The 12,641-nt window shown below is 46.5% G+C and carries 10 protein-coding genes and 1 pseudogene; 6 read left to right on the top strand and 5 right to left on the bottom strand.

The window, feature by feature from the left end; genetic code table 11:
- Window positions 1-13 precede the first annotated feature (13 nt).
- The 5 genes and pseudogenes from NLZ44_RS14865 to NLZ44_RS14845 all read right to left on the bottom strand — a co-directional run bounded on the left by NLZ44_RS14865 (window position 14) and on the right by NLZ44_RS14845 (window position 5,899).
- Window positions 14-637 (bottom strand): hypothetical protein, encoded by a 624-nt coding sequence (locus NLZ44_RS14865; RefSeq protein ID WP_493750287.1) that lies wholly within the window; start codon window positions 635-637, stop codon window positions 14-16.
- A 74-nt stretch (window positions 638-711) separates the two neighbouring features.
- Window positions 712-1,845 carry a type II secretion system F family protein gene (locus NLZ44_RS14860; RefSeq protein ID WP_493750286.1) on the bottom strand — a complete coding sequence of 378 codons (1,134 nt, stop codon included), beginning with the start codon at window positions 1,843-1,845 and terminating at the stop codon, window positions 712-714.
- A gap of 175 nt (window positions 1,846-2,020) precedes the next feature.
- On the bottom strand, window positions 2,021-3,124 hold the full coding sequence (locus NLZ44_RS14855; protein WP_493750285.1) for a type IV pilus twitching motility protein PilT: 1,104 nt from the start codon (window positions 3,122-3,124) through the stop codon (window positions 2,021-2,023).
- A gap of 119 nt (window positions 3,125-3,243) precedes the next feature.
- Window positions 3,244-3,636: pseudogene (locus NLZ44_RS14850) on the bottom strand (zinc ribbon domain-containing protein); the annotation flags it as partial.
- A gap of 250 nt (window positions 3,637-3,886) precedes the next feature.
- On the bottom strand, window positions 3,887-5,899 hold the full coding sequence (locus NLZ44_RS14845) for a GspE/PulE family protein (protein ID WP_493750284.1): 2,013 nt from the start codon (window positions 5,897-5,899) through the stop codon (window positions 3,887-3,889).
- A gap of 579 nt (window positions 5,900-6,478) precedes the next feature.
- Between NLZ44_RS14845 and grpE the strand changes: the two genes are divergently transcribed.
- From grpE to NLZ44_RS14815, 6 genes are all read left to right on the top strand, one after another.
- On the top strand, window positions 6,479-7,240 hold the full coding sequence (gene grpE / locus NLZ44_RS14840) for a nucleotide exchange factor GrpE (RefSeq protein ID WP_008049500.1): 762 nt from the start codon (window positions 6,479-6,481) through the stop codon (window positions 7,238-7,240).
- Between the two features lie 161 nt (window positions 7,241-7,401).
- Complete coding sequence (gene dnaK, locus NLZ44_RS14835; protein WP_493750283.1) at window positions 7,402-9,378, top strand: molecular chaperone DnaK; 1,977 nt, start codon at window positions 7,402-7,404, stop codon at window positions 9,376-9,378.
- Window positions 9,379-9,562: 184 nt separating this feature from the next.
- Window positions 9,563-10,693 carry a molecular chaperone DnaJ gene (gene dnaJ / locus NLZ44_RS14830; RefSeq protein ID WP_008049499.1) on the top strand — a complete coding sequence of 377 codons (1,131 nt, stop codon included), beginning with the start codon at window positions 9,563-9,565 and terminating at the stop codon, window positions 10,691-10,693.
- 50 nt (window positions 10,694-10,743) lie between these two features.
- Window positions 10,744-11,004: a sulfurtransferase TusA family protein gene (locus tag NLZ44_RS14825; RefSeq protein ID WP_006620077.1), complete on the top strand. Its 261-nt coding sequence runs from the start codon at window positions 10,744-10,746 to the stop codon at window positions 11,002-11,004.
- Complete coding sequence (rsgA, locus tag NLZ44_RS14820; protein WP_493750282.1) at window positions 11,001-12,221, top strand: ribosome small subunit-dependent GTPase A; 1,221 nt, start codon at window positions 11,001-11,003, stop codon at window positions 12,219-12,221. The genes NLZ44_RS14825 and rsgA overlap by 4 nt, the downstream gene beginning before the upstream one ends.
- A gap of 33 nt (window positions 12,222-12,254) precedes the next feature.
- Window positions 12,255-12,620 carry a hypothetical protein gene (locus NLZ44_RS14815; RefSeq protein ID WP_111893662.1) on the top strand — a complete coding sequence of 122 codons (366 nt, stop codon included), beginning with the start codon at window positions 12,255-12,257 and terminating at the stop codon, window positions 12,618-12,620.
- Window positions 12,621-12,641: the final 21 nt, after the last annotated feature.

The following is a 12,641-nucleotide window of genomic DNA, read 5'->3' as shown; positions in this document are numbered from 1 at the left end:
GATTAATAACCACTTATTGATCCTCTCCAGGTAATCCACCCCAAGGCTGGTATTCTTCCAAATCAATATCATCAAGAGTTGGTCCCTCTGAAGGCTCAACCGTCATATTTGGATGTTGCACCACACAAGCCAGATGAGCCCCTTGTAAACCCCGTTTAATCCGTTCTGGAGTTTCTGCAAACAGCACAAATAGGGGGTAAATATTTTCAGCCTCTTGGGAATACACATAACTGTAATGATGAGGCATAACCCATTCATAGCCACTATCTAAGTAAACCTGAGTTAATCTCCAGCGCCTCAGCAAATCCGAAAGATCTTCGTGGGGTTTATGAATAAAAATCAAGATTTCCGAGCCGACTTTAACCTTCCATTCTGGATCGCACATCAACACCGCAATATCACAGGGAAGACAAACAGCTTGCTCCGGGCTAATGGTAATATGATCATGCCCCGCATAGGAAACACCATTGCGTAACCTGACAATGGGTAGCGGCAGAGTGATCAAACTTTCTTCCGGGCGGCGCAGACTGGGAATCATTTCCCAATAAGGTCGATGCTGTTGCAAAAGATTAATCATTGTATTTGCATAGCTGTATTCAGCCAGCAAAGTTTCATAATGGGATTGTTGAACTGGCATTTTTTAAAAACCTGGTAACATCTTTTCCGACCACAGGAGAAATTAATTTCCCCGGCGATTTGGTGTCGTAGCACTTATAAACTCTCAAACACCTTAAACATTGGCAGATACATCGACAGTAGTACAGAAGCCACAATACCCCCTACTACTACAATCATTAAAGGTTCTAGCGCACTGGTTAGAGATTTTACCGCCTCCTCAACTTCCGTTTCATAGAAAGCGCCTACTTTCATTAACATTTTATCAAGTTCCCCAGATTCTTCTCCGATCGCAATCATCTGAATCGCCAAACCTGGGAACACATTTTCTTCCTGTAAAGCCAGACTGATCAATCCCCCCTGTTGAATCTCATTTCTGGCGTACTCAATGGCATTAGCGATCGCCTGATTACCAGCTACATCACGGACAATTTCCATAGAGTTCATAATCGGCACACCCGAACGAGTCAGACTACCAAAAATAATACAGAAACGCGCCACCGCCGACTTTTCCAGAATCGCACCAAATAGGGGCAGTTTTAAGTAAATCTTATCAAAAAATAACCGCCCAGAGTCAGTTTTATAAGCCACAGTATAGGCAAAATAAATACCAATCAATGAGCCAATTACTATAGCTTGGGGAATAGGCGGCCAAGTCGTACAAAAATCACTAATTTTCAGCATGAACACCGTAAACAGAGGTAACTCCACCCCAATTTGCTCAAAAATACCCGAAAAGGTAGGTAGCAAAAACGTAGCCATACCAAAAAACACAGCGATCGCAATAAACAATACTGTTTTCGGATAAGAAGTTGCCGACTTAATCTCACTCTGAGTTTTATGGTTTTTTTCCATCATCACCGCCAGACGTTCTAGAGTTTCATCCAAAACCCCCCCAGTTTCTCCTGCCGCCACCATACTCACAAAAAGCTGGTCAAACACATCAGGAAACTTTCTCATTGACGATGATAATTCCTCCCCTTCTTCCACATCAGCACGTAGAGTATTAATCGCCCTTTTTAGCTTCGCATTTTCACACTGTTCTCCCAGCACACTTAAACAGCGAGCCATCGAGATACCCGCATTAAACATAGCCGCAAACTGACGGGCAAAGATCGCGAGATCTTTCACCGTAATCGATGCCATCGCTACATTAAGATCTTCCTCGAATTTCTTGAAGTCAAAGCCTTGTTTCCGAGAGTGGCTTTTGACCATTCTATTAGTTGTCATATCTCACCTCTATTTATATAGATATAATTGTCAGTCTCCCATAGCACACCAAGTTCGCAACTATAGCAACCCTAAAAAAGGTAGTGACCAACCCCACTTGTATGAGAGACTACAAGCAGGGGGGGTCTGAAAAACTCTCCTTTTTAAGGATGCTTACCTACCTAACTTGGTGGGATTATGCTTTCACCTTCTGACCCTTACCTGCCTTGGGCTGAGGACCAATGAGCCGTTCAAGTTCATCAGGCTTAGAGCTCTTACTCATAGCAGCCTCCCAAGTAGCCTTACCTTCTTGATAAAGTTGTGCTAGGGACATTTCCATCGTCCGCATTCCCAATTTAGCCCCCATTTGGATCTGGGAGTAAATTTGAGAAGTTTTTCCTTCCCGAATCAAGTTACCCATAGCCGGAGTATTAAGCATAATCTCCATAGCCGCACAACGACCGCCACCAATTCGCGGTACCAGGTTTTGACTACAAACCCCCACCAGAGAACCGGACATTTGCGCCCGCACCTGCGGTTGTTGAATAGGGGGGAATACATCCAGCATCCGGTCTACTGTTGCTGAAGCCGAGTTAGTGTGCAGAGTTCCAAATACCAAGTGACCCGTTTCTGCGGCCGATATCGCCAGACCGATAGTTTCCAAGTCCCGCATTTCCCCCACCAGAATAATATCTGGGTCTTCACGCAAAGCCGCTTTGAGCGCATTAGCAAAACTCTTGGTATCCTCACCCTTTTGGCGTTGGTGAAACAGACTCTTGATATTAGGGAAAACATACTCAATGGGGTCTTCCACAGTCAGGATATGTTCTGAGCGTGTGCGGTTGATCAAGTCAAGTAAAGCGGCCATTGTGGTAGTTTTACCCGATCCTGTCTGTCCCGTCACCAGAACCATACCACGAGGTCTTTCGGTCAAATCCCGCAGGATTTGGGGAACCCCCAACTTATCAGCATTGGGAATTTGAGAAGCCAAAGCTCGCATACAAGCGGCCCAGCAACCCCGTTCCCGATAGACATTCACCCGGAACCGAGCCAGTCCCTTAACCCCATAGGCGCAGTCTAGTTCCCAGTTTTGCTCCAACTGCTTACGCTGCATATTATTGAGCATCTGGAAAATCAAAACCTGCACCTCTTCAGCAGAGAGAGTTTCTCCAAATTGGGGTTGTGGAGTCAGTTTCCCGCTGACGCGGTAAAAGATAGGCGCTCCTGCTTGAATATGAATATCTGAGCCTCCTTGTTCAACCAAAGACTCCAGAACATCCTCAATCATCAAACCACGCATAGATAAACCTCCAATGGAATTTTGGTTGTTAGTTGAAATCGATCGCTTGCGCGCGTCCCAACACACGGAAGGGGGAACATAGCCAGAATTTTTCTAAACTTTCATCCCACCTGATACATTTACGCGACATTTATCCGGCTATTCCCGGACAATGCAACGATAGCACTATTACCCGTTAAGGTAACAGAGGCGGTATCCCGCAAAGCTTTTAGAAAGATTCCAAAAGCACCGTTCCAGTCCCGTGGTAGAGTGAACCCGCACTCAGGACATCGGAACACTTTTGAGCCACCTAGCTGGGAATGGACATGACCACAGTGAGTACAGGTTTTGCTGGTGTATTCTTCGGTCACATCTACAACTGTTCAGTTATTTCCGCGCTTATGTCTCAGGGTTAGTTTGAATCGATAATGCGCCCATTTCAGCATGGCGCGGGCAGTCTTAGACCTGATTAGACGCTTCACCTTGGCAACCATATTGGAAGTCTCGAAGGGGGGCAAAAAAATCAGGCTGTGTTATGGGATGGCCAGGGATGCGACCCAATCAACCAGGGGGTTGAAGTCCTCACCGGGTAGTCCCCACGCCCATTTCAGCTCTATTTCATACCCGAAGGTCTCGCACCATACTTGGTATTATACCGTATTGCCGTAAAATGTTAACCTAATTTGAGATTAAATCATGCTCCTTCTATTGTGAATGATTTTTTGTCCGGGTGGGTTCATAGCGTGATCTCAAGTTCCCAGCCCCAGACCACTCAAAGGCTCCCTACATAGCAAACCGAGGAGTCAAACAATAGGGACAGTCCAACCATTCCGGCTTTAATTCCGCCGCACATCCTTTACAGGTCAAACCCTGCTTCCGTTTAGCCTTCAACTCCGATTCCAGAGCCGAATCTGTAAAGGTTACCCGTTCCACCTCCTCAAAAGTTGTATGGCCTTCACGCACCAACTGTAAACTGTAGGCTAAGAGAGTTTTCATCCCTTCCTCAACAGCAGCTTCCTTAATTTGTTCAGTGGGAGCGCCCTTAGTAATCAGAATTTGCATCCGCTCCGTTACTTTAAGGAATTCATAAACCCCAACCCTGCCCTTATAGCCTAGACCACCACATTTTTTACATAACTCGCCGCGATCGGTCAGTTCCCGGCGTTGATCTGCTGGAATAGTATTTGCCTTATAGAAAGTAATACCCACCTCCCCAGAAGCAGCAAGACCATAACGACCCAATTCTTGGGGAGTAGGGGTATAAGGTATACGACATTCAGTGCAGACCCGTCGCATCAAACGTTGAGCCAGGATACCCAACAGAGCCGCAGATACCATGAACGGCTCAACTCCCATCTCATCCAAACGAGCGATCGCTCCCGCCGCGTCATTAGTGTGAAGAGTAGTTAATACCAAGTGTCCAGTCAGAGCCGCTTCAATAGAAGTTTTAGCCGTTTCCAAATCTCGCGTTTCCCCCACCAGCAAAACATCAGGGTCTTGTCGCAAGAAAGCCCGCAGGATATTAGCAAAAGTCAAATTTTTCTCCCGAATCACCTGACATTGGGTAATACCAGGTAGAGCATACTCAATCGGGTCTTCCGCCGTACTAATATTAATACCCGGATCATTGCGCTCTGCCAAAACCGAATACAAGGATGTAGATTTACCAGAACCCGTAGGTCCTGTTACCAAAATCAACCCAAAAGGACGACTAGCAGTTTCTCGGACCATTTCCAAAGTTTCCTGGTCAGAGATCAACTTATCCAAACCCAATTGAGTCGAAGAACTATCAAGAATCCGCAGAACAATCTTTTCCCCATAGCGACTCGGCAGGCTATTGACCCGAAAATCCACCGTCCGGCCCTGATAAATCCGACGAATCCGGCCATCCTGAGCTTGGCGACGTTCAGCGATATCAAGATCGGCAATAATTTTAAAGCGGGAGGTAATAGCAGAAATCACCTTTTTGGGGAAAGTAAAATACTCCTGCAAAACCCCATCTTTACGCATCCGAATCCGCATATCATGCTCTTGAGGTTCCACATGGATATCGGACACCCCCTCCGACAGAGCTCTCGCCAGAATCACATTCACAGCCTTAATAACTGGTGCAGTTTCCGCCTCTTGCAGTTGTGCATCGAGGTTCATGTCTCCCACGTCCTCGGAGGCTTCTACCAGTTCTACATCCTCAAACTCACCCTCCCCAAACTGGAGTTTTCTCTCTTCCTCCCGAGCCGCTTCTACTTGCTTGCGCTTAACTTCCTCCTCACCGTAGGCTGTAATCAGTTTGTCATAATCTTCTTGAGTAATAACCCGCCGCTGTAGTTTCCATCCTACCGGACGCAGGATTTGGTTTCTCAACTCATCCAAAGCACTCAGGTTATCTGGATCGACCATTGCCATCATCACGCTAGGAGTTGGCTCCGACTCGATGATTTTCAAAGGCACAAAACGATGTCGTTTGCAGGTCTCAATAGAAGTTTCCAGCTTTTTGATGATTTCTTCTAGTTCAGCCACCGAAATCTGATCTATTTCTAGGTCAAAGGCCTCAACCCCATAGACAATTTTTAACTCAAATAGCTGTTGTTTTTTATAGTGACGGGCTAATTCCGGGGGTAGAGGTTGACCGGTAATCGATTCGAGAACCTCCGTTAGAGGTTTTCCGCCACGAGAGTCCTGAATAGCCTGCTGTAGTCGCTCAGGGTCAATATACCCTGACTGAATCAATTTATTACCAAAGGGAGTTGCACTTTGAGCAACAAGAGCAGTTCGCCGGGGGGATGATGTATTGGTCATAGCTGCAGTCAAGTCCTTATGTCTAGGCTTCCCCAAAAAGTTGGGAAAGTTTCTTAGGTGAGTATGGAAGTATCACTGTTGATTTACAGTTTAACCGCTGGTGCTATATCCACAACTAGGGACTGAGGACTTTAGCCCTATTTACCTGGTGCTAAAGCTCAACTTACCAACGGGTGAATATGTTTTCCTGTCGCCGTGGGTGATAGGTTTATTTTGACACTTCTCGTCCTAAAGGGTGGAAGATTCTTCGTTCATTGGCTCTGGAAGGATTACTCCAACCCAAGTCAAGTATAGGTCAAATCTCCCGAAGCGTTTGGATTGATCATCCAAGTTCCCACTTGCCCCGTGGTACTCAAGACAATTTCTTTGGTAACCGATCGCCGAATTAAGTTGATTATATGCAGCCGAGGGCATGAAAGTGTTACTATGGGATGATTTTAGGTATTTGAAGCCTATTGGATGCCTGAACGAATCGCGCCTGTAGTATTAAAATGGATCAAGATCACGAAAGCACGTTAACGGAGAGCGGAGTTTTCCCTAGGCTATAGGCTTAGGGATGCCGTCGCTCGATTTTCTATTATGGACGATAACAAGCAGGAAGACATGGTTCCTAATTCGACAAGTGACAAAACGGATGAGACTACAGAACCTGTAGCATCAGATCCGGGTTCTGTTGAGTCTGAACAGATTGATCAACAGACGGATACTGAATCTGATTTAACATTGGAGCAAGCAACGATCGCTGATGATGGCGAGGAAGCTACGGACGCGGAACTGAGTTCCGATCCGATTTATATTGCCAATGAACAGCTTAATGAGCAGTTGCAGACCATAGCCCAAGCGCGAGAGTCCCTTCAGACTCAACTGATGGATATGACCAGTCAATATCAGCGACTAGCTGCTGATTTTGAGAACTTCCGTAAGCGCACACAGAAGGAAAAAGAAGACCTCGAACTCAATATCAAGTGTTCCACGATCGGGCAGCTTTTGCCAGTGATCGATAACTTTGAGCGAGCCAGAGCCCATATTAAACCCCAAAATGATGGTGAAATGAACATTCACAAAAGCTATCAGGGGGTTTATAAACAGATGGTGGAGTGTCTTAAACAAATTGGAGTATCCCCCATGCGCCCGGAGGGTGAACCATTTGATCCTAATCTCCATGAGGCGGTGATGCGCGAACCGACCAGCGAGTATCCAGAGGGAACAGTGATTGAAGAACTGATGCGGGGGTATATACTAGGCGATCGCGTCTTACGTCATGCCATGGTGAAAGTAGCTACAGAACCAGAACTCTCAGATACCACAGAGGAGCCACCAGCAGAAGGTTCTGAGGATTAATCGCCTAAATCAACTCAATGGGCGCAACTACTGCGCCCTAAGTGTTATACAGCCAGGGAAAGGGGGTAGACTTATGTAGTAAGTGGGTCTAGCTTCTAGGCTCTTATGTTAGAACGGGGATGGCTCTACCATTCATTGCACAAATTTATCGATGAGGAGCTATGGGAAAGGTCATTGGCATCGACTTAGGTACGACTAATAGTTGTGTGGCGGTTCTGGAGGGGGGTAAACCTGTAGTTATTTCCAGTTCAGAAGGGGGACGGACTACACCCAGTATTGTGGGTTTTGGTAAATATGGCGATCGCTTAATTGGTCAGCTTGGTAAACGACAAGCCGTGACTAATGCTGAGAATACCATATTTAGTATTAAGCGATTTATTGGCAGACGCTGGGAAGATACGGAAGTGGAGCGATCGCGAGTTCCCTATAAGTGCGTCTCTGGTAAAGATAATACAGTAGATGTCAAAATTCGTGATCAGGTCTACACGCCGCAAGAAATATCGGCGATGGTGTTGCAAAAACTCAAAGAAGATGCCGAAGCCTATTTAGGGGAAACTGTTGATCAAGCGGTGATTACGGTTCCGGCTTACTTCACAGATGCTCAACGCCAGGCCACCAAGGATGCGGGGACTATTGCGGGTTTAAATGTGTTGCGTATCATCAACGAACCCACAGCAGCAGCCCTATCTTATGGTTTGGATAAACAAGACCAAGACCAAACCATTCTGGTTTTTGACCTAGGGGGAGGCACTTTTGATGTATCTATCCTCCAGTTGGGAGATGGAATTTACGAGGTAAGATCCACATCTGGGAATAACCACCTGGGAGGGGATGACTTTGATAACTGTCTGGTGATGTGGATGGTAGAAACCTTTAAAAAACAAGAAGGGATTGATCTAACATCGGACAAAATGGCTCTGCAACGGATGCGCGAAGCAGCGGAAAAAGCGAAGATCGAACTTTCTAATCGCACCAAAACCTCGATTAACTTGCCATTCATCAGTGCTGATGACTCAGGACCAAAGCACCTAGAACTAGAACTGAGTCGCTCGGAATTTGAAACTTTAGTGGGAGACCTGGTAAAAAGTACCCTCGAACCAGTAACCCAAGCCCTCAAAGATGCCAGTTTAGAACCCCAGGATATTGATAAAATCATTTTGGTGGGAGGTTCAACCAGAATTCCCGCAGTACAGCAAGCAATTAGTAAACATTTTGGCGATCGCAGTCCCGATCGCTCTGTTAACCCCGATGAAGCGGTAGCCCTAGGAGCAGCAATCCAAGCCGGGATTTTGGGAGGAGAAGTCAAAGACCTACTGCTTTTGGATGTCACCCCTTTGTCCCTGGGTTTAGAAACCCTAGGGGAAGTGTTCACCAAAATCATCGAACGCAATACTACCATTCCCACCAGTCGTTCCCAAATGTTCTCCACCGCCACCGACGGACAAACCTCTGTGGAAATTCATGTGCTGCAAGGGGAACGAGCCATGGTTAAAGATAACAAAAGCCTGGGTAAGTTCCTACTGACTGGCATTCCTCCCGCTAAACGGGGTGTGCCACAAATTGAGGTATCTTTTGATATTGATGCTAATGGGATATTGAAAGTATCTGCTATAGATCGTGGCACAAGCCGAGAGCAAAGTATTCAAATCACCAATACCGGAGGACTGAGCGAGACCGAAATTGAGCGAATGCGACAGGAGGCAGAGCTTTACGCCGAGGAAGACGAAGCCCACAGACTGATTGCCGAGTTGAAAAATCAATCCCAGACCCTGTTCTATAATTGTAAGGTGACATTAAAGAACAATGCCAAAGCAATTAGTAATGAACTTAAAGAGCGAACCCGAACCGAAGCAGCCGCTTTAAAGAAAGCAGTTAACGACCCCAAAATCTCTTTAGGGGATATGCAACGACAAGTTGAGAGTTTCCAAAATTTGCTCTATGAGCTAGGTTCTGCGGTTTATGCAGCACATGAGCAGGGAGATAGGGGGAATGGGTCAGCGACTGAAGAACCCCAGATGCTAGACTCAGAAGAAGATGAAAGCACAGACTCTGACATGGACTCTGAAATCGGCAATAGTGACGAGACAGAATCTAAAGAATTAGAGGGCTCTGAGAGCCAAAGTCTGGGTGGTTCATAGAGATAAGTTGACCGCTAACGGTTAAATGGTCCCATTAAAGGTTGGGATGTGGGATGATGTAAAATAGGGGTTTCCCTAAACGGTGGGGTTGGTAGTTTATGCTTAATCCAACCCCTAGTTAAGGAAAGACCTAACTCTAGGTTTGTTCTGTAGTTTTAGTAATTAATTTTTAGAAAAAAGCTTTATGGCAGGCGATTACTATGATGTCCTCGGTGTCTCCCGCGACGCAGACAAGGAAGAAATTAAACGAGCTTACCGTCGTCTGGCTCGTAAATATCACCCGGATGTAAATAAGGAGCCGGGGGCTGAAGAAAGGTTTAAGGAAATCAACCGCGCCTATGAGGTGCTTTCGGAACCGGAAATCCGCGCCCGTTATGATCGCTTTGGGGAAGCTGGGGTATCTGGTGCTGGTGCAGGGGGCTATGGTCAGGACTTTGGCGATAGTTTTGCTGATATCTTTGAAAGTTTTTTCAGTGGCTTTGGTGGGGGTATGGGCGGCCCTACGGCAGCCAGACGACGCACGGGACCCACGCGAGGGGATGACCTGCGCTTAGATTTGCGCTTGGAGTTTAAAGAGGCTATTTTTGGCGGGGAAAAGGAAATCCGTATCCGTCACTTAGAAACCTGTGAGACTTGCAATGGGACGGGGGCGAAGCCGGGAACTTCTCCTAAAACTTGTTCTACCTGTGGGGGTAGTGGTCAAGTGCGACGGGCGACTCGTACTCCCTTTGGTAGCTTTACTCAGGTTTCGGTTTGTCCTACCTGTAATGGTACTGGACAGATGATTGAGGAAAAATGCGTCAGTTGTGGTGGAGAAGGCCTGAAAGAGGTAACTAAAAAGCTGAAAATTACGATTCCGGCTGGGGTAGATAATGGCACGCGGTTGCGGGTATCTAATGAGGGGGATTCGGGAAAACGAGGTGGCCCGGCGGGGGATTTGTATGTATTTCTGTCGGTGGACTCAACACCGAATTTCAAACGTGATGGTATTAATATCCTGTCAGATGTGAAAATCTCTTACCTGCAAGCGATTTTAGGCTGCACTTTGGAGGTGGAAACGGTTCAGGGTACGACTTCTTTAACTATTCCGGCGGGGACACAACCGAATACGGTGCTGACTCTGGAAAATCAGGGTGTCCCTCGTTTGGGAAATCCGGTGAGTCGGGGAGATCACTTGATTACAATTTTGATTGATATTCCTACCCGGATTACTAATGAGGAGCGAGAACTTTTGGAACAGTTGGCCCAAATTAAGGGAGAACGTACCGGAAAAGGAGGCCTGGAAGGGTTCCTTGGTAATTTGTTCCAAAAGTAAAACATTCGATTGATGGCTTGGATTGATTGTTCCTTTTGTGTGAAGAGTCTATGACTGGTTCAGATACTTATTCGGCTGATGCTAAACTTGATTTGCGCGGCACCCCCTGTCCGATTAATTTTGTGCGGACTAAGTTGCGTCTGCAACAAATGACACCGGGGACTTTGCTGGAGGTGTGGTTAGATGGCGGCGAACCTATTGAACAGGTTCCTGATAGCTTGGTGATGGAAGGATATGCTATTGAGGAGGTTTGCGATCGCGGAGAGTTTTTTGCGATTATGGTTCGTTGTCCGCCTGTGAAGAGTTTATGACGGCTGATCGCATAATGGGAACGGTAGTTGCTGGTCAGGCTAATTTTTATCAGGTTTGTCTGAGTCCTGACCAGTCTCCGTCTGGGAATGGGGCCGGGGGGGAAGCTAAACGGATGACTTTGCTTTGTACCTGTCGCGCTCGTTTAAAGAAAATTGGTCAGAAGGTGATGGTGGGCGATCGCGTGGTGGTCTCCTGTCCGGACTGGCAGGGGGGTAGAGGGGTGATTTCTGAGATTTTACCCCGTAAAACTGAGCTGGCGCGCCCTAGTATTGCTAATGCAGACCATTTATTATTGGTGTTTGCAGTGGCTGAACCCGACCCAGATCCGGTGACTCTCAGCCGCTTTCTACTCAAGGCGGAGTCTACTGGGTTGGAGGTGAGTTTGTGCTTTAATAAGTGCGATTTACTGCCCCCTGATAGCCTCCGACAATGGTACGATCGCATGAGAGGCTGGGGATATGACCCTTTGATGATTAGTGTCTATCATGGGGTTGAATATCGCTTTGAGGGCGATCGCATGGAAATTTCGCCGACTCTGAATTTATCATCAAATTCGGCTGGGTTGGACAAACCCGGTTTCGGGGAAAGTTCGCCTTCCCTCACTAGAGATGGTGATAGAAACCCGGTTTCTGGCACTGCTAATTCTCTGCTGGATCGCTTGCGCCTGAAAACTACGGCTATTTCTGGTCCGTCTGGTGTGGGGAAGTCTAGTTTGATTAATAAACTGATTCCTAATAGTCATTTGCGGGTGGGGGAAGTGTCGGGAAAATTGGGGCGAGGACGGCATACTACCCGCCATGTTGAATTGTTTGAATTACATAACGGGGGTTTCCTGGCTGATACTCCGGGGTTTAATCAACCGGAATTGCAATGCGACCCTCACCAGTTGGGTGATTATTTCCCGGAAATTCGCGATCGCTTAACTAAGGGTAAGTGTCAATTTGATGATTGTTTGCACCGCGAAGAACCATCATGTGTGGTGCGTGGAGACTGGGAAAGATACCCCCAATATCTCCATTTTCTTGAGGAGGCGATCGAGGCTTGGGAAACGTCTCAACATCAACCACTAGAGGAGGATCGCCTCAAATCTAAAAGTAAATCTGGAGGGGGAAAACAATATGAACCTAAATTGCAGTCTAAAAAATATCGCCGCTCTTCCCGTCGCTTAGAACACCAAAATTTACAACAACTTTGTGAAGATTTGGATGAGGTCTAAAACAACTTATCTATTAAATGGAGTAGCCGAGCCATGTCAGATTCTCCAACTACTACAGGCGCAATAACCACCGGATTAGTGATTGGTTTATTGTTTATGGGGGGCTTTTTTTGGGTAGGCTATTCGCTGCCATTTAGTCTGCTGTGTAGCTTTTTGGGTGGTGTATCTGCTTATCAATTAATAACTTGGTGGCATATAGACTCTCTGCCAAAGATTGAGGAGTCTAATTCCTCTAACCCAGAAGTTGGCAAGGTGTACAAGTCGATTCATAAATTTTTGTTTAAATCTCAGTATAATAAACAATCAAAAAAACTTGCCAATGAGCCAGTTTCTAAAGGTCCTGTGTCTCTGATGGGATGGGTTTTAAAAGAACATTCCAAAGGCAATAAAGATAATTAATCATCAGGAGAAACCGGGTTG

The sequence above is a fragment of the Arthrospira sp. PCC 9901 genome (assembly GCF_059013425.1).
The sequence above is the reverse complement of the archived record's forward strand: the minus strand, read 5'-3'. Positions and strand labels throughout refer to the sequence as shown.